The following is a 19646-nucleotide window of genomic DNA, read 5'->3' on the forward strand; positions in this document are numbered from 1 at the left end:
GCCGCGCGTGGCATCACGCGCGCTCGACCGAGCGCAGAAAGGCAGACGGCAGATGACCGACATCCGGCGGGCCCTGATCACCGGCATCACGGGGCAGGACGGCTCCTACCTGGCGGAGCTGCTGCTGGCCAAGGGCTACGAGGTCCACGGCATCGTCCGGCGCGCGTCGACCTTCACCACCGAGCGCATCGACCACATCTACCAGGATCCGCACGAAAGCCATCTGAGACTGAAGCTGCACTATGGCGACCTCTCCGACGGCACGGGACTCAGGCGTGTCCTCGAGATGGCGCGGCCCGACGAGGTCTACAATCTGGGCGCCCAGAGCCATGTCCGCGTGAGCTTCGATCAGCCCGAATACACCGCCGACATTGTCGGCACCGGCACGCTGCGGCTGCTGGAGGCTCTGCGCGACTACACCCAGAACACCGGCCGGCAGGTGAAGCTCTACCAGGCCGGCAGCTCGGAAATGTTCGGCGCCGCGCCGCCGCCGCAGGGCGAGACGACGGCCTTCTATCCGCGCAGTCCCTATGCCGTCGGCAAGGTCGCCGGCTACTGGTTCTCGGTGAACTACCGCGAGGCTTACGGCCTTTTCGTGGCCAACGGCATTCTCTTCAACCACGAGAGCCCGCGCCGCGGCGAGACCTTCGTCACGCGCAAGATCACGCGCGCTGTCGGACGCATCAAGATGGGCCTGCAGGACAAGCTGTTCCTCGGCAATCTGAACGCGAAGCGCGACTGGGGCTTCGCCGGCGACTTCGTCGAGGGCATGTGGCGGATGCTGCAGCAGGACGAGCCGGACGATTATGTCCTCGCCACCGGCGAGGCGCATTCGGTGCGCGAATTCCTGGATCTCGCCTTCGCCCATGCCGGCCTGGCGCCCGAGGCGCATGTGGAGTTCGATCCGCGCTATCTGCGGCCGACCGAGGTCGACCACCTTTTGGGCGATCCGTCGAAGGCGCGGGAGAAGCTGGGCTGGACGCCGAAGGTCGGCTTCGAGGAACTGGTGCGCATGATGGTCGACAACGACATGGAGCTGGCGCGGCGGGAACGGACACTGAAGGACGCCGGCCACCTGGTGTCGACCCAGGCGGAGCGCTGAACATGACCGCTCCCGGCAGGGACGATCCGATCTACGTCGCCGGCCACCGCGGCCTTGTCGGCTCGGCGGTGCTGCGCGATCTGGAGGCCGCGGGCTACGGCAACCTCATCACCCGCACCTCGGGGGAACTGGACCTGCGCGAGCAGCAGGCCGTGCGCGACTTCTTCGGCACCGAGAAGCCGGCCTGGGTGGTCTGCGCGGCGGCGAAGGTCGGCGGCATCGTCGCCAACAACGACTATCCGGGCGAGTTCATCCACGACAACCTCGCCATTCAGACCAACGTCATCGAGAACTGCCGCGCGGCCGGCGTGCAGAAGCTGATCTATCTCGGCTCCACCTGCATCTATCCGAAGATGGCGCCCCAGCCAATCCGGGAGGAGCATCTGCTGACCGGCCCGCTGGAGCCGACCAACGAGGCCTACGCCATCGCCAAGATCGCCGGGCTGAAGATGTGTGAGGCCTACCGCAAGCAGTACGGCCTGCAGTCGGTCACGCTGATGGCAACCAATCTCTACGGACCCGGCGACAATTTCGACCTGGAACGCAGTCACGTCATCCCGGCGCTGATGCGCAAGGCCCACGAGGCGAAGCTGGCCAGCGCGGCGGCGATGGAGGTCTGGGGCACCGGCAGCCCGCTCCGCGAATTTCTCCATGTCGACGACATGGCCGCGGCCGTGCGCTTCTGCCTGGAGAACGACGTGCCCCATTCCATGGTCAATGTCGGCACCGGCGACGAGATCTCGATCGCCGGTCTGACCCGGCTGATCTGCGAGGTGGTGGGATTCGAGGGCGAATTGCGCTTCGACACGACGAAGCCCGACGGCACGCCGCGCAAGCTGGCCGACTCCTCGCGGTTGCGGGAACTCGGCTGGCGCCCGGCGACCGGCCTGCGCGAGGGGCTGGCGGCAACCTATGACTGGATGCTGAACACCGCCGACCTGCGCCTCAGCGCCAGCGCCTGATATTGGCGCGCCGCCAGCGCGACTTCCCCAGCATGTAGCGGAGCAGCGCCGCCGGCTGCCTGCGGAACAGCATGTGACGGCTGAGGATCTCGGGCCGGCCCGGGCCGGCCGGCAGGTCGGCGGCGCTCTCGACCACCTCGCCGACGAAGTTCGGAATGGTCCACTCTTCCATCACGCGCCGCCGCGCCTCGACGATCGCCGGCAGGCGCCGTTCATATTCGCCCGCCGCCATCGCTTTCCGGATGACCGCCGCGGCGCCCGCCGGATCGTCGATGTCGATGGGGATGAAGCTTTCGGGCGGGAAGTAATCCCCGGCATTGGGACAGCCGGCGTAGAACGGCAGGCAATAGCCGAGAAAGGCGTCGGAGAGCTTCTCCGTCCAGTGATGGGGGCCGATGTGGTTCTCGACGGCGACGTGGTAGCGGGAGACATCCAGCGCCTCCGCCTTCTTCTCCACCGGCCGGAAGTGACGTCCGTAGTGCTCCATGTCCGGCACTGCCTTCGACAGCGCCTCCAGGAAGACGTAACGGCGGTAGTTGAGCGTGTGCTTCGCCTGCTTGGGGGACATGAAGGTGGAGAGCCCGATGGTCTTCTCCGGCGGGGCGGGGTGGCGCGCCGCATCCGCCACGCCGCCATAGTACCAGATGCCGACCGGGGGCATGTCGCGCCGGCCCGGATGGGCGAGGGCCGACGGTTCGTGACTGGTCAGCACGTGGGCGAACTGCGCCAGGTAGTCGGGACCGTAATAGCGGATCGACGACGGCTCGTAGGTCATCAGGATGGTATTCGACGGCGGGCAAGCGAGAACCTCGCGGTTGAGGCTCAGCTTCTCGCCGCTGCGGCGCGGCAGGTCGTCATAGACAACGAACCAGTCATAGTCCCGCGCCGCCGGGTCGAGGACGAACTCATGGCCGGGATAGCGCCGCGGCAGGTCGGTGAAATGCGCCGGCTCGAGGCGATTCTTGGCGACGATCTTGATGCGGACGCTGCGTGACATGCGGGGAACTCGGGCCGGCCGGGACAGGGCCCGTTGTCATAGAACAAGATCGCGACCGTTGGAACAGGCCGGCGCCTGCCGGAGGCCCAAGCATGCGCGACCGGTACAGGTCCCGATTCGTGAACGTGCCTTCAGTCAAATATTAACGTATTGTTTACTTCAAGATCGCAGAGTCCAGAACGGGTAGGCGTGATCAACAAGATGCATGATAAATCAAGGGATACCACGCCCGGTTCGGTAAGTGCTGCATCGCCGGTCCAGTACGGCGCCACCGAATACGCGGCAATACGGAAACTCACGCTGGTTTTTCGGGACAGCGAGCTCGAGTCCCGTTTTCGCCACGAACAGCTTCAGCGTTCCCTGCCCGTCATCCGCCTGGCGCTGTTCTGCGGCATCGTCCTCTATGCCCTGTTCGGTGTTCTCGACTGGTACCTGATCGAGCGCAATCTCGACATCGTGCTGGCGATCCGCTTCTGTTTCGGCATCGGTCTGATGTCGATCTTCGTGGGTCTCACCTATTCCCGGCGCTTCCTCGACTACGCCCAGATCGTCCTGTCGCTGGCCATGCTCTCGGCGGGACTCGCCATCGTCGCCATGACCGCGATCATCGACAGGCCGGCGGCGGAGACCTACTACGCCGGGCTGATCATGGTGATCATCTACGCCGCGACGCTGGTGCGCATACGTTTCGTGCACGTCATCGCGGTCTCCCTGATCATCGCCGCCGCCTACTTCGCCGTGGCGACGCTGATCAACCCCATCCCCCGATGGGCGCTGGTCAGCAACATGTTCTTCCTCACGATGACCGTCGGCGTGGGCATCTTCGCCTCCTACGCCCTCGAACTGTCGTCACGCCAGAAGTTCGCCCACACCGTCGCGCTGGAAAACGCGACGGATGTCGCGATCCGGCTGAGGAACGAAGCCGTATCCGCCAACAACGCAAAGACCGAGTTCCTGGCCACCATGAGCCACGAACTGCGGACCCCTCTCAACGCCGTCCTTGGATTCTCGGAAGTCATGAAAGCTGAAATGTTCGGACCGATCGGATCGCCCCGCTACAGGGAATACGCCAGCGACATTCACAACAGCGCTGAGCACCTGCTGGCGATCATCAACGACATCCTCGACATCACCAAGGCGGACGCGGGCCGCATGGAGCTGGAGGAGAACGATGTCGACGCCAGCAACATCCTGCGCAACGCCATCCGCATCTGCTACGACCTGGCGGCCAAGAAGGGTGTGCGCGTCACCACCGAGTTCCCCGAATGGACGCCGGTAGTGCGGGTCGACAAGCGCCTGATGCAGCAGGTCGTGGTCAACCTGCTGTCCAACGCCATCAAGTTCACGCCTTCGGCCGGCGAGGTGAACGCACGTCTCTACTTCGAGGACGGCGGCGCCTGCCGCATCGCCATCACCGACACCGGCATCGGCATTCCGGCCGAGGATCAGGAGCGCGTCTTCGAACCCTTCACCCAGCTCCAGGACGCCTTTGCGCGCGACCATGGCGGCACAGGGCTCGGCCTGCCGCTGGTGCGGCGGATCACGGAACTGCACGGCGGCCAGGTATGGCTCAGCAGCCGTCTGGGCGAAGGCACGCAGGTGGTGGTGGAACTGCCGAAGTCCCGCACTGCCGGCTTCGCCGAACTTCAGGACACGCCGGTGCGGACGCTGAAGTCCGCCTGAGCGCGCTCAGGCCGCGTCCGGCCGGCGGAGCTGCAGCATCCAGACGCGGCCGGTGCGATCGGGCCGGACCGTCACCTCGGCGCCCGCGCAATCGGCGGCGAGACGCTGCATCTCCTCGCGGCTGCGGTAGATGACGTTCCAGTCGGCGATGAATTCCATCGGCCAGTAATTGCTCAAGGCGCTGTCGGCCATGTTGCCGATCATCAGCAGCCCGCCCGGCTCGACATGACCATAGAGGCCGGCGATCAGCCGCTGCGCCTGGCGCTCGCGGAAATAATCGACCAAGCCCACCGCATAGATCATGTCCTGCGGACCCAGCGCCTCGGCGACGGCGCGGCCGGACAGGAGTTGCCGGAAGGAAAGGTGCAGGCAGTTGACGCTGGCCTGGCCGCCCAGCCGCGCCAGATTCGGCATTGCCTCCTCGTAGGCGTGGGCCAGCGCCTCCTCCTCCTGGTCGATCAGGGTGAAGGCGGCAGCGCCGTCCAGGCGCGAGGCCTGCAGGATGTTCTGGACCTCCTTGGCGGGACCACAGCCGAGGCTGGCGATGCGCGCCACCTCGCCCGCCTTCGCGCGCCGCCGGATGGTTTCCGCGATGGACTGCTGCACCAGCACCATGCGGGTGGCGATGCATTCGGCGACCTCCAGACCGAGACGATGGAGAAGCTGACCGTAGGGATCCTTCCCCTCCCGCGCCCAGGCGTAGACCATGCGCATGATCTTGAAGTCGCCCGGATAGCCCAGCGGCTTCTCGAAGCTGCGCTGCCAGATCGGCCCGTCCATGAATTCCGGCGTCAGCACCTGCTCGGTGAAACGCTTGATCGCCCGGACCTGGGCGCTGTCGTGGGCGAACGCCCCGACAATGTCCTCGCCGCGCTGCCACAGGGTCTTCCAGTCGCGCAGGAGCCCGGCCTCGCAGGCGCGGTAGGCATCCTCCATGTCCTCGGGCGGAATCGGCGCATGGCCATTCGCCCGCACCCGGAAACGGGCGAGCAGCGCCTTCTGGCGGCGCAGCAGGTGGATCACGTCGGCGCACAGCGTCCGATAGGCGCCCGGCACCGCCTCGAGTTCGACGTCCGCGGGCCGATCGAGATCGAACTTGAGCAAAAGCTGTTCGTGGCGCCGGATCAGAGCCGCCATGTCCAGGAAGTCGTCCACGAAACGGATGCCAACGAGCTGGCCGCGCGCGGCCTCCTCGACGCGGCAGATCAGGCCGGGACTGCTGAACGCCGTCTCGCCGCCGAGCGTGATCTCGACGGGCACGCTGTCACCGGCGCGTTCCGACCAGTCGGCATTGGCGTCGCCGTCGATCAGGGCGATGCCCGACATGGAGAGATTCTCGATCTGGACCGGCCGCCCGTCCAGACGGGCGACCGCCAGCTCCGAGGAGAATACTTCGGCTGCCCGGAGTCGCCTGGCGCGATAATACACGCTCCGACCGCTGCCGCCGGCCAGGCTCTCGTAGTGCTTCATTACCCCTCACCATGCCCCCATGGAAACTCGTTTCAATTCTCAACCAAAAATTAACCATGAGTACAAGAGTTAGTTGCAACCTATTGGATTCGCATTGGCGAATATCTGTGGCCGGACGCAAGAATTCACGCCCCCCGGACGCGCGAATTCACGCGCCGACCAGCCGGGCCGGCGCCGGGAAATCAGGGGCTCAGGATACCGGTGGCGGCGAGGCGGCCGCTACCAGCTGTTGCGCAACTCGCGCAGCTTCAGGAACACCTCGCGCGGGCTCGGCTCCTTCGGCAGATCCGGGAATTTCTCGCGCAGGGCGTCGATCACGCTCCGGCTGCGCAGACGGAAGAAGGTGTTGACCTCCTTCTCCAGCGCCAGCGTGGTCAGCATCGCCTCGGCCGGATCCTGGCCCTCGACCTCGCCCAGCAGCGACTTCGCCCTGGCGTTGTCGGGCTCACGGTCCAGGGTGAACTGCAGATTGTTGGTAATGTAGTCGTGCCCCGGATAGATCAGCGTGTCCTCGGGCAGCCGGTCGAGCTGGTTGACGAAGGTGTCGTAGAGCTCATCGGGGTGGCCGCCATTGTGGCAATTGCCGGCCCCGGCGTTGAAAAGGGTGTCGCCGCTGATCAGCGCCGGCTGATCCGTCTTCGTCAGCAGGCAGACATGGCACATGGTGTGGCCGGGCGTATCGAGGGCTTCGATGTCGACGGTGCGGCCGACCTTGATCACGTCGCCGGCCTTCAGGCCGCGGTCCATGCCACGGATCTTGTCCTTGGCGTTGGCGTGGGCCAGCAGCTTCGCGCCCGTCGCCTCGATCACCTGGCGGTTGCCGCCGGTGTGATCAGGATGTTCATGGGTGTTCAGCACCTGGGTGATGTCCCAGCCCTTCTCCTTCGCGCGGGCCAGGCATTTCTCATGGTCCAGCGGATCGATGGCCATCGCCTCGCCGGTCTCGGGGCAGGCGATCAGGTAGTTGAAGTTCCGATAGGCGTTGCCGGTCCAGATCTGCTCGACGATCATCGCGATGGGCCTCCTGACCGTGTCGGTTCGCTTTGCTTGCAGTCCAACATGGCGCGGGGGCACAGTCAGTGCAAATCTTTCAACGGCGCGGGGGAGCAGGCGGCCATGGGCGACAGGATCAGCATCGAAATCTCGGACGGCGTCGCCGACGTCAGGCTCGCCCGGCCCGAGAAGATGAACGCCCTGGACCGCGATATGTTCCAGGCCCTGAACGACGCGGCGGCCCGCCTCGCCGATACGAAGGGCCTGCGCGCCGTGACGCTCTCCGGCGAGGGCCGGGCCTTCTGCGCCGGACTCGACTTCGGCAGCTTCCAGCAGATGGGCGACGGCGACCGCGAACTGGTCAACCGGCTGACCGACCGCACACACGGTCTGGCCAACCACGCCCAGAATGTCGCCTGGGCCTGGCGGGAACTGCCTGTCCCGGTCATCGCGGCCGTGCACGGCGTCGCCTTCGGCGGCGGCTGCCAGATCGCGCTGGGCGCCGACGTCCGTCTGATCGCGCCGGACGCGCGCATGTCGGTGATGGAGATCAAGTGGGGCCTGGTGCCCGACATGGCGGGGCTGGCGCTGATGCGCGGCCTGATCCGCGACGACGTCGCCCGGGAACTGACCTACACGGGCCGGCAGGTCACGGGGCAGGACGCTGTCGATCTCGGCCTCGCAACCCGGGTTGAAGCCGACCCGCGCGCGGCGGCGCTGGCCATGGCGCGAGAGATCGCATCGAAGAGCCCGGACGCCGTGCGCGCCGCCAAGCGGCTGCTCAATCTCGCCGCCGACGGCGACGCTGCGGCGATCCTGCTGGCCGAGTCCGCCGAGCAGGAGAAGCTGATCAGCAGCGCCAACCAGGTCGAGGCGGTGAAGGCCGGCCTGGCCGGACGCGACCCCCGTTTCGAGGATGTGGCATGAACCAGCAGACGCAGATTTCCAAACTCCCCGATCCGGCCGAGGGTATGGACTTCGAAACGCTCGTCGCCACGCGCCGCAGCGTGCGGGGCTATCGCAAGGATCCAGTCCCGCGCGAGCTGATCGAGGAAATCATCACCCTCGCCAAGTTCGCGCCCTCGTCCATGAACACCCAGCCCTGGCATGTTCACGTGCTCACGGGCGCGGCGCTGGACGAGGTCCGCCGGCGCAACATGGAAGCCATGTCGGCCGGCGCCGAGGTGAAGCGGGACATCAACACCCACGGCGCCTATGAGGGCATCCACCGCTTCCGTCAGGTCGACATCGCCAAGCGCCTGTTCGCCGCCATGGGCATCGAACGCGACGACAAGGACGGGCGGCAGGACTGGGTGCTGCGCGGCTTCCGCCAGTTCGACGCGCCGGTCTCCCTGATCCTGACCTACGACCGCGATCTCGACCCGGGCGCCGTGGTGCATTTCGACATGGGCGCCATCGCCTACGGCATCGTCCTGGCCGCCTGGTCGAAGGGCCTCGGCTGCGTCACCAACGGCCAGGGCATCATGCGCTCCGACATCGTCCGCGACGTCATCGGCGTGCCGGACGAGGAGGTGATCATGACGGCCATCGCCATGGGCTGGCCCGACGACGGCTTCGCCGCCAACCATGTCCGCTCCGACCGGGAGCCGAACGAGAACTTCGTCCGCTACCACGGCTTCGACTGACGGCCGCCATGCCTGTGGGGCGGGTTCACGGGCCGGCGCGGCCATGGTTGAATGCGTCTTTCAACGAAGGGGAGCGTTGAAGCCATGAGCCATCCGAAGCGCGAGGCGGACCTGGACGTCCTGATCGTGGGCGCCGGTTTCGCCGGCATGTACATGCTCTACCGGACCCGCAAGCTGGGCCTGAAGGGCCGCGTGTTCGAGCGCGGCAACGGCGTCGGCGGCACCTGGTACTGGAACCGCTATCCCGGCGCGCGCTGCGATGTGGAAAGCATGCAGTACTCCATGCAGTTCGATCCGGACCTGGAGCAGGAATGGGAGTGGACGGAGCGCTACGCCCCGCAGCCCGAAATCCTCGACTACGCCAACCACATCGCCGACCGCTACGATCTCAGGTCCGGCATCCGCCTGTCCTGCCCGGTCCGGGCGGCGCATTTCGACGAGAAGGCGGCGCTCTGGCGGGTCACCGTCGGCGACGGCAACGGTTCGGGCGAGACGCTAACCGCCCGCTTTGTGGTGATGGCCACGGGCTGCCTCTCCCAGCCCAACAAGCCAGGCGTCGAGGGCATGGAGGATTACCGGGGGCCGATCTACCACACCGGCGAATGGCCGAAGGAAGGCGTCGACTTCACCGGCCAGCGCGTCGGCATCGTCGGCACCGGCTCCTCGGCCATCCAGTCGATCCCGATCATCGCCGAGCAGGCGGCGCATCTCACTGTCTTCCAGCGCACGCCGAACTACGCCGTACCCGCCCACAACGGGCCCATAGACCGGGACATGGTGGAGCAGATCAAGGCGAACTACCGCGAACTGCGCGAGAAGGCCAAGACCATGCCGGCCGGCATCGCCTTCGACCTGCGCGACGTCTCCGCTTTCGAGGCCGACGACACCGAACGCCGCCGTCAGTTCCAGAGCCGCTGGGACTATGGCGGCCTCACCTTCCTCGGCTGTTTCAACGACCTGCTGCTGGACGAGGAAGCGAACCGCTTCGCCGCGGAGTTCGTGCGCGAGAAGATCCGCGAGATCGTCAAGGATCCGGCGACCGCGGAGATGCTCTGTCCCGACAACATCATCGGCTGCAAGCGCCTGTGTGTGGACACCGGCTACTACCGGACCTTCAACCGCGGCAATGTCAGCCTGGTCGACATCGCCGAAACCCCGGTCGAACGGCTGACCGAGAGCGGGCTGAGAGTGGACGGCCGCGACTACGCGTTCGACGCCATCGTCTTCGCCACCGGCTTCGACGCCATGACCGGCGCGCTGCTCAACATCGACATCCGGGGCCGCGGCAGCGAACGCCTGCGGGACAAGTGGGACGGCGGCCCGCGCAACTATCTCGGCCTGTCCATGCACGGCTTCCCCAACCTGTTCACGGTCACAGGGCCGGGCAGCCCGTCGGTGCTGACCAACATGCTGCCCTCCATCGAGCAGCATGTGGAGTGGATCGCCGATTGCATCGGGCACATGGACGCGAACGGCCGCGACCTCATCGAGCCGGAGCCGGAGGCCGAGGATTCCTGGGTGGACCATGTCAACGAGGTTTCCGGCCTGTCGCTGCGCTCGACCTGCAGTTCCTGGTATGTGGGCGCCAACGTGCCCGGCAAGCCCCGGGTCTTCATGCCCTATATCGGCGGGTTCCCCGCCTATGCCGAGAAGATCCGCGACGTCGTCGCCAACGGCTATGAGGGCTTCCGTCTCTCGACCGCGGCGTGAGACGCGGGCCCTCGCGGTTCCTTCAGGCAGAAAAAAATCGGCGTGCGGCAAGCAGTGGCCATCGGTCCGACCGCAGGGGCGGCAATGGCTGACCCCGCGTGCGGCAATGGTTGACGCATCGTAAACCAACATCGCGGCGGCCGTCGCCGTTCGTTTTCTCGCCCTGATCGGCAAACGACAGAACAGACGGATCAGTATTGGCGCGACGTACCTCGAATATTTGAACAGAAACCAAAGGTCAAAACGCCGAGTCCGAAGATATTCATGCGCCAAATCAGGCGCCTGCTGGGTCAGCAAAGCTGTCCTACGACATCGATTTCTCTCGGAGCGACATGCACATATCTAATCCAGGCAAGGGTCTTATGATCCTCGCGCTTGACTAACGGTCCGGCAATGAGAAGGATTTGGCATGGGCCATTCCGAGGGCGCGCCGCGATGTTCAGTTCCGCGCGCGTTCCGGCGTTGAGCATCGGCCCTCGAGCGACAGGGCGGGGCCGGTCGATCAGGCCAGGATCCAAAGACGGGCGGAAACACACCGAAGAGCCCGACCGAGCTAACTGGGAGACATCATGGACAAGAGAACCGAATCCGAACTCATCGAGCGCATGGCTCGTGAAGCGAAGCAGGGCCGACTGTCGCGCCGGGATTTCATGCACTACGCCCTCGCCGCCGGCGTCACCGCATCGACCGCAGCGGGCCTCTGGACCACCAAGGTCGCCCATGCGCAGCCCAAGAAGGGCGGCACCTTCCGTCTCGGCACCCATGACGGCAACACCTCCGACACGCACGATCCGGGCACCTATCTCAGCTTCTCGGTCATCCAGCTGGCGCACACCTACCGCAGTTATCTGACGCTGATCACGCCGACCAACGAGCTCGGCCCGGACATCGCCACTTCCTGGGAAGCGACGCCCGACGCCAAGAACTGGACGTTCAAGCTGAACAAGAACGCGTCCTTCCACGACGGCCGGCCCTTCACCGCCGAGGACGCCATCGCCTCGCTGAACCATCACCGCGGCGAGAAATCGACTTCCGCGGCCAAGGCGCTACTGAAGGACGTGGACGACATCGTCAAGGACGATGACCACACGATCACGGTCAAGCTTGCGACCGGCAATGCCGACCTGCCCTGGCTGATGACCGACTACCACCTGGCCATGTGCCCGGCGAACGAGGACGGCACCATCGACTGGCAGTCCGGCCTCGGCACGGGCCCCTACAAGATCGTCAGCCACGAGTTCGGCGTCGGCACCTCGCTGGAACGCCACGAGGGCTGGCATCTGGACGGCGCCTATTTCGACAATGTCGAGATGCTGGTGCTGAACGACCCGAACGCGCGCCAGACCGCCCTGGTCACCGGCGACGTGGACGCGGTCACCCAGCTCGAGCTCAAGACGCTGGCGCTGCTGCAGCGTTCGCCGGACATCGAGATCGACAACGTGCCCAGCGCCGCGGCGATCACCATGCCCATGTTCTGCGACCAGGCGCCGTTCGACGACGTCAACGTCCGCAACGCGCTGAAACTGGCCATGAACCGCGAGGAGATCATCCAGAAGATCGCCTTCGGCACGGCCATTCCGGGCAACGACTTCCACGTCGCGCCGAACATGCCCTACCACCCCGACGACATTCCGCAGCGGACCTTCGATCCCGACCAGGCGAAGTCGCTGCTGAAGAAGGCGGGCGCGGAGAACCTCTCGGTGGACCTGCGCGTGGCCGACAGCGTCTATTCCGGCGCAGTCGACCTCTGCGTGCTCTACGCCGAGCAGGCGAAGCAGGCGGGCATCGACATCAATGTCGTGCGGGAGCCGAACGACGGCTACTACTCCGACGTCTGGCTGAAGAAGCCGTTCTGCATGGTGCAGTGGGGCGCCCGTCCGACGCCGGACGTGATGTTCTCGCTGGCCTACAAGGACGACGCCGCCTGGAACGAGAGCCACTGGCAGAACGAGCGCTTCAACGTGCTGCTCCGCCAGGCCAAGGCCGAACTCGACCAGGCGAAACGTGCGGAGATGTACCGGGAAATGTGCCAGCTCGCCCGCGACGACGGCGGCACCATCATTCCGATGTTCACCAACTTCGTCTACGCGCGGCGCAAGAACGTCCGCCACTCGGGCAACCTGGCGGCAAGCTGGCAGTGCGACGGCGCGCGCGCCTGCAGCCGCTGGTGGTTCGCCTGATTGAGGCGAAGGAGATCCGGCGTCGGGGGGCGCCGGATCTCCGCCGCGGTGCGGCGCGCCGGCAACGCCGGGGCGCCGGACCGCGCCATTCTTTTGATCATTTGCCAACCGCACGGTCGCGCTGACCGCAGCGGCATGAGGGACAGGGCCCGCCGAGGCGGCGCCCGGATCGGAGGGGCAAGATGGGCGATGTAGTCAAGATCGTTCTCAAACGACTGGGACTCGGGTTACTGACGTTGTTCGTCATCTCGATCCTGATTTTCGGCGCCGTGGAACTGCTCCCCGGCGACATCGCGGAAGCGGTGCTGGGACAGGGCGCGACCGAGGAGAACGTCGCGGCGATGCGGGAGGCGCTGGGACTCAACCAGCCGGCGCCGTTGCGCTATCTGGACTGGCTCTCGGGCGCCGTCGTCGGCGACTTCGGCGTCTCGCTGGTTTCCGGCGCGAGCGTCAGCGAAACCATCGCGCCGCGCTTCGGCAACACGCTGTTCCTGGCGGCCTATGCGGCGATCATCGCCGTGCCCTTCGCGATCATGCTGGGCGTCCTCGTCGCGCTGCTGCGCAACTCGGTCTTCGACCGGGTGGCCAACGTGCTGACGCTGACCTCGATCTCCTCGCCGGAGTTCTTCCTGGGCTACATCCTGATCCTCTACCTGGCGGTGAAAACGGGCTATTTCCCCGCGATCGCCAAGCTGAGCGACGACATGAGCTTCTGGGAGGTGCTGAACAGGACGTTCCTGCCGGCCCTGACCATGGTGCTGGTGGTGACGGCGCACATGATGCGCATGACCCGCGCGACCATCATCAGCCTGCTGTCCTCGCCCTATATCGAGATGGCGCGGCTGAAGGGCACGCCGGCGTGGAAGGTGATCGTCCATCACGCCCTGCCCAACGCCTGGGCGCCGATCATCAACGTCGTGGCGCTGAACCTCGCCTACCTGATCACCGGCGTGGTGCTGGTGGAAGTGGTGTTCGTCTATCCAGGCATCGGCCAGTTGCTCGTCGACGCGGTCACCAAGCGCGACTTCCCCGTGGTGCAGGCCTGCTGCCTCATCTTCGCGGCGACCTTCATCCTGCTCAATCTCGCGGCCGACGTCGGGGCGATCCTGACCAATCCGCGTCTGCGGCATCCGAAGTGAGAGGCGAGCCATGAACTATTTCGTCATCGGTTATTACGCGCTCCTCATCGGAGCTTCCTGCGGGGCTGCGTACTACAAGCAGCGCTCGGCCTTCCTGCTGCTGTTCTCGCTGACGCTGGCGTCGTTCGTCATGGGCATCGTCGGCGGCGAGTCGGCGCTGTGGACCGTGACCATCGGGGCCGGCCTGCTGGCCCTTGCGGCGGGCACCTCCTACGCCTTCCGCGAGTTCCTGATAATCATCGCCGGGCCGGAGACGGCGAAGATGCTGCGCACCGCGCCGCTGACCGCGGCCTTCGGACTGTTCGTCATTTTCGTCTATGCGATCCTGGGCATCTTCGCCCCGATCATCGCGCCGTTCGGCGAATCGGAGGTGATCTCCCAGGCGTTCGCGCCGGCGGATGACGTGATGCTGCTGGGCGCCGACCAGCTCGGCCGCGACATGTTCAGCCGCATCGTCTACGGCGCGCGCAACACGGTCGGCCTGGCGCTGACCGCCACTCTGCTGGCGTTCTTCATGGGCGCGTTTGCCGGCCTGCTGGCGGCGACGCGGGGCGGCTGGTTCGATCAGTTCATGGGCCGCGTGGCCGACATCATCATGTCGATCCCGTCGCTGATCTTCGCCCTGCTGCTGCTGTCGATCTTCGGCACCAGCGTGCCGGTGCTGATCGTCATCGTCGCCATCATCTACAGCCCGCGCGTCTTCCGCCTCACCCGGGCGGTGGCCGGCAACGTCGTGGTGATGGACTATATCGAGGCGGCGCGGCTGCGCGGCGAGGGCATGTGGTACCTGATCCGCCGGGAGATCCTGCCCAACTCGACGGCGCCCCTGATCGCCGAGTTCGGCCTGGAGTTCTGCTTCGTCTTCCTGCTGGTCGCGGGCCTCTCCTTCCTCGGCCTCGGCATCCAGCCACCGACGGCGGACTGGGGCTCGATGGTGCGTGAGAACGCGACGCTGATCTCCTTCGGCGAGATCACCCCGCTCATTCCCGCCGCCGCGATCGCCTTGCTGACCGTGGCGGTCAATTTCGTGGTCGACTGGATGCTGTACCGCTCGTCCGGCCTGAAGGAGTAGTTGCGATGAATGACAAGAAGAAGGACGTGCTTCTGGAGATCGAGGGCCTTCGCATCGAGGGCTATGCCGACGAGAAGTGGATCGAGATCGTCCACGGCATCGATCTCACCCTGCATCGCGGCGAGGTCATGGGCCTGATCGGGGAATCCGGCGCGGGCAAGTCCACCATCGGCCTCGCGGCCATGGGGTTCACCCGCGATGGCTGCCGCATCTCCGGCGGCTCGGTCGAGTTCGACGGCATGGAGCTGACGACGTCGACCGAGTCGGAGCGACAGGCGTTGCGCGGCTCCCGCATCGCCTATGTCGCCCAGTCCGCGGCGGCCTCGTTCAACCCGGCTCACAAGCTGATCGACCAGCACACCGAAGCGCCGGTGCACTACCGCATCAACAAGCGGCTGCAGGCCCAGGAAGACGCCATGGAGCTCTATGAGCGCCTGCGCCTGCCCAACCCGCGCGAGATCGGCTTCCGCTATCCGCACCAGGTCTCGGGCGGCCAGCTCCAGCGCGCCATGACGGCCATGGCGATGGCCTGCAGGCCCGACCTGATCATCTTCGACGAGCCCACCACGGCGCTGGACGTGACCACGCAGATCGAGGTGCTGGCCGCGATCCGCGACATCGTCGACCAGTTCAACACCGCAGCGATCTACATCACCCACGACCTCGCGGTGGTCGCGCAGATGGCTGACACCATCAAGGTGCTGCTGAAGGGCGACGAGGTCGAGCAGGCGCCGACGGCGGAAATGCTCGACAACCCGAAGGAGGACTACACCAAGAGCCTCTGGGCGGTGCGCAGCTTCAAGCGCGAGCAGAAGTCCCGGCCCGGCGGCGACGCCGTGCCGGTGGTCTCGGTGCAGGACATCGACGCCGCCTATGGCACGACGAAGGTGCTGGAGGATGTCTCCTTCGACGTCTATTCCGGCATGACGGTCGCGGTCGTTGGTGAATCCGGCTCGGGCAAGTCCACCACGGCCCGCTGCATCACCGGCCTGCTGCCGCCGACCAAGGGCAAGATCCTGTTCAAGGGCGAGGAGCTGCCGCCAAGCTACAAGCAGCGCACCAAGGACCAGCTCCGCCAGGCGCAGATGATCTACCAGATGGCCGACACGGCGTTGAACCCGAAGGTGCGCATCAGCGAGATCATCGGCCGCCCGGCGCAGTTCTACAGCGGCCTGAAGGGCACGGCGCTGAAGAGCCGGGTGGACGAACTGCTCGACCTGATCGAACTGGAGCCGTCGAAGTTCTACAACCGCTATCCGCCGGAGCTCTCGGGCGGCCAGAAGCAGCGCATCGGCATCGCGCGGGCGCTGGCGGCGGAGCCGTCGTTCATCATCTGCGACGAGGTCACCAGCGCGCTGGACCAGCTCGTCGCCGAAGGCATCCTGCGGCTGCTGGACCGCCTGCAGCGGGAGCTGGACCTGGCCTACATGTTCATCACCCACGATCTGGCGACGGTGCGCTCCATCGCCGACGAGGTCGTGGTCATGAAACAGGGCCGCGTGGTGGAGCAGGGACCGAAGACGGAGATGTTCACCCCGCCGCACCATCCCTATACGGACCTGCTGCTCTCATCGGTGCCGGAGATGGATCCGGACTGGCTGACAACGGTGCTGGAGGAGCGCGGCGTCGACAATGTCGGCGAGGCCGCAACGACATGAACCGAAAACCGGGTAGGTCCCCCAGGGCCTTCAGACGGCGTCGGGAAGCGTGTCGCTTTCGGGTCGGCCCGTCCGGCCGCTGCGTCCGAAGCGGCTGCGGCTGAACCGCTCGGCGAGATTTTCAAGCCGTTTGAGCCGCCGGTCCAGCGCCGACATGGTGCGCGAGAGGTCGTCGCTGTCGTCGTCGAGAAACGTCCGGAAGGCATCGCCATAGGCCAGCGCCAGAGCGCGCGCGCGCATGCGCCCGAGAGGGCCGCCCGACGATACGCCGGCAGCCTCGAGAGCGAGCTTCATCGAGCGCATTCCGGGCTCCGCGGCCAGCGTCAGCGCGCCGAGCGGATCCGCGGGCAGGGACGTGAGGACGGCGCGGAGCCCCTCCCGATGCGGCCTGAGGTTGTCGAAACGGGCCATCAGCAGCGCGAACAGGCGATCGCGCACGCCCTCCTCGCGCCAGTCTTCGTCGACCGCAGCCAGCATCGCCGCATCCGCCCTGCGCGCCATTTCCCGGATGACGCCATGGCGGCTGTCCACCGCGGCGACAACCTCGCCGACCTCCAGCCCTGCCTCCTCGGCGATGTCGTAGAGACTGACATTTCGCCAGCCGGACAGGCCCGCCAGGGTCATGGCGGCCTGGATGCACTTGCCGGCGTCGTCGCGTTTGCGGGGCATGGTCTTCTCCTGCGTCATACGGACTGCACACTTATCTGGTGATATCCGCGGCGGCTTGAAGCTTTCAGCCCTTCTCCCGGGCCTCCCAGACCTGCTTCTTGCGGTAGATCGTGGACGGGCTGACGCCGAGCAGGGAGGCGGCGCGGGCGATATTGCCCTGGCAGAATTCCACCGCCTGCTCGATGGCCTCGCGCTCGACGTCCTCCAGCGGCCGGATGTCGGCCTCGGTGCGCGGGGCCGCAGCCGGCGCCGGCGCCGCGATGTCAGGGGCCGCGCCCGGCGCCGACGCAGGCCGGCCGGCCTTGATCGCCGGCGGCATCATCTCCGCCGTCACTTCGTCGCCATCGTAGAGCACGGTGATGGAGCGGACGATGTTCTGCAGTTCCCGGATATTTCCGGGCCAGTGATAGGCCGTCATCGCCGCCGCCGCATCGGCGCTGAAGCGGCAGAATTCCTTGCGCTCTTCCTCGGCAAACTGCTGCAGGAAGCGTTCGGCGATCAGCATGATGTCGTCGCCGCGCTCCCTCAGCGGCGGCAGGCCGAGGGGAATGACGTGCAGGCGATAGAACAGATCCTCGCGGAAGCGCCCTTCCCGGACGGCCTCCATGGGGTCCTGGTTGGTGGCGCAGACGAAACGCACGTCGACATGGCGCGTGCGGCTGTCGCCGACCTTCTCGAAGCTGCCGGTCTGGACGAAGCGCAGCAGCTTGCTCTGCAGGTCCAGGTCCATCTCGCAGATCTCGTCGAGGAACAGCGTACCATTGTGGGACCGCGAGGCCGCACCCTCCCGGTCCTGGACGGCGCCAGTGAAGGCCCCGCGCACATGGCCGAAAATCTCGCTCTCGATCAGCCCCTTCGGAATCGCGGCGCAGTTGATGGCGACCATCGGCCCGGCGGCCCGCGGGCTCAGCGCATGGACGGCGTGGGCGGCCAGTTCCTTGCCGGTGCCCGATTCGCCCACCACGAAGACGGTGGCCTTGCTGGCCGCGGCCATCTTCAGTGTCTTGTAGACCTGCTGCATGGCGCCCGAGCCGCCGACGAAGCCATGGAACTCGTTGCCGTCGTCAGCGGCTTCCTGCAGTTCCCCGGTCTCCACCCGCCGCCCCAGATCGGTGGCGTTGCGCAGGGTCAGCACCAGCCGCTCCTTGTTGAACGGCTTGACCAGAAAGTCATAGGCGCCGAGGCGCATCGCCTCGACCGCGATGTTGATGGAGCCATGGGCGGTGATCACCACCACCGGCGTCTTGTCGCCGCGATGCTGCAGACGCTTCAGGATCTCCATGCCGTCCATGTCGGGCAGCCTGAGATCGAGCAGCACGGCGTCGAACCGGCGCTGTTCCAGTTCCTGCACGGCCTCGCCGCCGGTTTCCGCCGTCGTCAGTTCGAAGGGTTCGTCGGCGAGATAGTGTTCATAGGCGCGGATCAGAGATCGGCTGTCCTCGATCAGCAGTACGCGTCGATTGCCGCCTTCCGTCATCGCCGGGGACCGTCCACCATGCCGTTGATTGGGCGACGACTATTGCCGAGCACGGGCCGTGTTTCAAACGCAATCTTCGCAAAATGCAAAAAAGAAGGGCCGCTGTCCCGGGAGACAACGGCCCTCGCCGTGCAAGACGATCCGATGGCTCAGACGCCCGAGAAGCGGCGCCACTGATCGGCCTGATCCTTGAAGCCGTTCATGAGCGGCTCGAAGGAGCGGGTAAACATGTCCTGATACTTGTCGTTCAGCGCCGTGAGATGCTGGCTGTAGGCTTTGGCCGCATCCTCGAAATAGTTCTGCTGCGCCTTGATCAGGTCGGCCGGCGACTCGATCTGGCTGAGCTCGTTGACGAAATCCATGTTGTCGTCGATCCGCATGCGCACGAACTCCGCGATCGACTCCCCGATCTCGTTGGAGAGCGACAGCGCCGCGGTTGCCGCGTGGTCGGTGGCCCTGGCGGAGCTTTGCGCCGTGGCCGCGGCGGCCTTCGCCGGGGTCGGCTTCCTGGCGGCGGAGGGCTTCGCAGCGGGGGCAGTCTTCTTCGGCGCGGCCGGCTTCGCGGCGGCGGCCTTCTTCGGCGCAGCCTTCCGCGCGGTGGCGGCGGTCTTCTTCGGCGCGGCCTTCTGCGCAGTCGCCGCAGCCGGCTTCGTCGCCGCCGCCGTCTTCGCAACGGTCGTCTCGGCCGTCTTCGCGGTATCGGTGACAACGGCCTTCGCGGTATCGGCGGCAGTCTCGGCGGCCTTGGAAGCCGTCTCGGCGGTCTTCACGTCCGCCTGCTCGGATTTGTTCTGGTCAGTCATCGAAATGTCCCATGTCCTGATGAACGACGGGCGGGCGTCGCACGCCCTGCGCTTCGTCGTTCAGACATAGGCATTTCTATCGCAG

Annotated in this window: 17 protein-coding genes; 11 read left to right on the forward strand and 6 right to left on the reverse strand. The window is 66.1% G+C overall.

Annotated elements, in window-relative coordinates; genetic code table 11:
- Window positions 1–61 precede the first annotated feature (61 nt).
- Together TEF_17630 and TEF_17635 are read left to right on the forward strand one after the other, a co-directional pair.
- Window positions 62–1102 (forward strand): GDP-mannose 4,6-dehydratase, encoded by a 1041-nt coding sequence (locus TEF_17630; GenBank protein ID ANK83578.1) that lies wholly within the window; start codon window positions 62–64, stop codon window positions 1100–1102.
- 2 nt (window positions 1103–1104) lie between these two features.
- Window positions 1105–2064 (forward strand): GDP-fucose synthetase, encoded by a 960-nt coding sequence (locus TEF_17635; GenBank protein ANK82407.1) that lies wholly within the window; start codon window positions 1105–1107, stop codon window positions 2062–2064.
- On the opposite strand, the gene TEF_17640 is transcribed toward TEF_17635, so the two are convergent.
- The gene (locus TEF_17640; protein ANK82408.1) at window positions 2048–3061 is read right to left on the reverse strand and encodes a hypothetical protein; all 1014 of its coding nucleotides are present in this window, start codon (window positions 3059–3061) and stop codon (window positions 2048–2050) included. The genes TEF_17635 and TEF_17640 overlap by 17 nt on opposite strands.
- 189 nt (window positions 3062–3250) lie before the next feature.
- Between TEF_17640 and TEF_17645 the strand changes: the two genes are divergently transcribed.
- On the forward strand, window positions 3251–4744 hold the full coding sequence (locus TEF_17645; GenBank protein ID ANK82409.1) for a hypothetical protein: 1494 nt from the start codon (window positions 3251–3253) through the stop codon (window positions 4742–4744).
- 6 nt (window positions 4745–4750) lie between these two features.
- Here the strand turns inward: TEF_17645 and TEF_17650 are convergent, their stop codons facing one another.
- A complete protein-coding gene (locus tag TEF_17650) occupies window positions 4751–6214 on the reverse strand; it encodes a hypothetical protein (protein ANK82410.1) in 1464 nt (487 codons plus the stop codon).
- 219 nt (window positions 6215–6433) lie between these two features.
- The gene (locus tag TEF_17655) at window positions 6434–7225 is read right to left on the reverse strand and encodes a hydroxyacylglutathione hydrolase (protein ANK82411.1); all 792 of its coding nucleotides are present in this window, start codon (window positions 7223–7225) and stop codon (window positions 6434–6436) included.
- A gap of 105 nt (window positions 7226–7330) precedes the next feature.
- Here TEF_17655 and TEF_17660 point away from each other — a divergent pair, with 105 nt between their 5' ends.
- The 7 genes from TEF_17660 to TEF_17690 all read left to right on the forward strand — a co-directional run bounded on the left by TEF_17660 (window position 7331) and on the right by TEF_17690 (window position 16612).
- Window positions 7331–8134: an enoyl-CoA hydratase gene (locus TEF_17660; protein ID ANK82412.1), complete on the forward strand. Its 804-nt coding sequence runs from the start codon at window positions 7331–7333 to the stop codon at window positions 8132–8134.
- 44 nt (window positions 8135–8178) lie between these two features.
- A complete protein-coding gene (locus tag TEF_17665; protein ID ANK83579.1) occupies window positions 8179–8853 on the forward strand; it encodes a nitroreductase in 675 nt (224 codons plus the stop codon).
- 84 nt (window positions 8854–8937) lie between these two features.
- Window positions 8938–10563: a cyclohexanone monooxygenase gene (locus TEF_17670; GenBank protein ID ANK82413.1), complete on the forward strand. Its 1626-nt coding sequence runs from the start codon at window positions 8938–8940 to the stop codon at window positions 10561–10563.
- A 569-nt stretch (window positions 10564–11132) separates the two neighbouring features.
- The gene (locus tag TEF_17675; protein ANK82414.1) at window positions 11133–12743 is read left to right on the forward strand and encodes a peptide ABC transporter substrate-binding protein; all 1611 of its coding nucleotides are present in this window, start codon (window positions 11133–11135) and stop codon (window positions 12741–12743) included.
- A 182-nt stretch (window positions 12744–12925) separates the two neighbouring features.
- A complete protein-coding gene (locus tag TEF_17680) occupies window positions 12926–13882 on the forward strand; it encodes an ABC transporter permease (protein ID ANK82415.1) in 957 nt (318 codons plus the stop codon).
- A gap of 10 nt (window positions 13883–13892) precedes the next feature.
- The gene (locus tag TEF_17685) at window positions 13893–14954 is read left to right on the forward strand and encodes an ABC transporter permease (protein ANK82416.1); all 1062 of its coding nucleotides are present in this window, start codon (window positions 13893–13895) and stop codon (window positions 14952–14954) included.
- A 5-nt stretch (window positions 14955–14959) separates the two neighbouring features.
- Entirely contained in the window at window positions 14960–16612 is a 1653-nt protein-coding gene (locus TEF_17690) for an ABC transporter (GenBank protein ID ANK82417.1), read from the forward strand.
- Between the two features lie 30 nt (window positions 16613–16642).
- Here the strand turns inward: TEF_17690 and TEF_17695 are convergent, their stop codons facing one another.
- The 3 genes from TEF_17695 to TEF_17705 all read right to left on the reverse strand — a co-directional run bounded on the left by TEF_17695 (window position 16643) and on the right by TEF_17705 (window position 19138).
- Window positions 16643–17299, reverse strand: coding sequence for a hypothetical protein (locus TEF_17695; protein ANK82418.1), 657 nt, complete (start codon window positions 17297–17299; stop codon window positions 16643–16645).
- Between the two features lie 46 nt (window positions 17300–17345).
- Window positions 17346–18758: a sigma-54-dependent Fis family transcriptional regulator gene (locus TEF_17700; GenBank protein ANK82419.1), complete on the reverse strand. Its 1413-nt coding sequence runs from the start codon at window positions 18756–18758 to the stop codon at window positions 17346–17348.
- A gap of 149 nt (window positions 18759–18907) precedes the next feature.
- Complete coding sequence (locus TEF_17705; GenBank protein ANK82420.1) at window positions 18908–19138, reverse strand: hypothetical protein; 231 nt, start codon at window positions 19136–19138, stop codon at window positions 18908–18910.
- Between TEF_17705 and TEF_17710 the strand changes: the two genes are divergently transcribed.
- Entirely contained in the window at window positions 19137–19631 is a 495-nt protein-coding gene (locus TEF_17710; protein ID ANK82421.1) for a hypothetical protein, read from the forward strand. The two genes, TEF_17705 and TEF_17710, sit on opposite strands and share 2 nt — an antisense overlap.
- Window positions 19632–19646: the final 15 nt, after the last annotated feature.

The organism is Rhizobiales bacterium NRL2, assembly GCA_001664005.1.
Classification (GTDB): Bacteria; Pseudomonadota; Alphaproteobacteria; order Minwuiales; family Minwuiaceae; genus Minwuia.

Bases quoted from the DNA above. Each gene is read 5' to 3' on its own strand.
- TEF_17690 (ANK82417.1), top strand. From the start codon at position 14,960: ATGAATGACAAGAAGAAGGACGTGCTTCTGGAGATCGAGGGCCTTCGC.
- TEF_17705 (ANK82420.1), bottom strand. From the start codon at position 19,138: ATGCGGATCGACGACAACATGGATTTCGTCAACGAGCTCAGCCAGATC.
- TEF_17710 (ANK82421.1), top strand. From the start codon at position 19,137: ATGCGCACGAACTCCGCGATCGACTCCCCGATCTCGTTGGAGAGCGAC.
- TEF_17650 (ANK82410.1), bottom strand. From the start codon at position 6,214: ATGAAGCACTACGAGAGCCTGGCCGGCGGCAGCGGTCGGAGCGTGTAT.
- TEF_17660 (ANK82412.1), top strand. From the start codon at position 7,331: ATGGGCGACAGGATCAGCATCGAAATCTCGGACGGCGTCGCCGACGTC.
- TEF_17675 (ANK82414.1), top strand. From the start codon at position 11,133: ATGGACAAGAGAACCGAATCCGAACTCATCGAGCGCATGGCTCGTGAA.
- TEF_17655 (ANK82411.1), bottom strand. From the start codon at position 7,225: ATGATCGTCGAGCAGATCTGGACCGGCAACGCCTATCGGAACTTCAAC.
- TEF_17680 (ANK82415.1), top strand. From the start codon at position 12,926: ATGGGCGATGTAGTCAAGATCGTTCTCAAACGACTGGGACTCGGGTTA.
- TEF_17695 (ANK82418.1), bottom strand. From the start codon at position 17,299: ATGACGCAGGAGAAGACCATGCCCCGCAAACGCGACGACGCCGGCAAG.
- TEF_17700 (ANK82419.1), bottom strand. From the start codon at position 18,758: ATGACGGAAGGCGGCAATCGACGCGTACTGCTGATCGAGGACAGCCGA.
- TEF_17665 (ANK83579.1), top strand. From the start codon at position 8,179: ATGGACTTCGAAACGCTCGTCGCCACGCGCCGCAGCGTGCGGGGCTAT.
- TEF_17635 (ANK82407.1), top strand. From the start codon at position 1,105: ATGACCGCTCCCGGCAGGGACGATCCGATCTACGTCGCCGGCCACCGC.
- TEF_17670 (ANK82413.1), top strand. From the start codon at position 8,938: ATGAGCCATCCGAAGCGCGAGGCGGACCTGGACGTCCTGATCGTGGGC.
- TEF_17685 (ANK82416.1), top strand. From the start codon at position 13,893: ATGAACTATTTCGTCATCGGTTATTACGCGCTCCTCATCGGAGCTTCC.
- TEF_17640 (ANK82408.1), bottom strand. From the start codon at position 3,061: ATGTCACGCAGCGTCCGCATCAAGATCGTCGCCAAGAATCGCCTCGAG.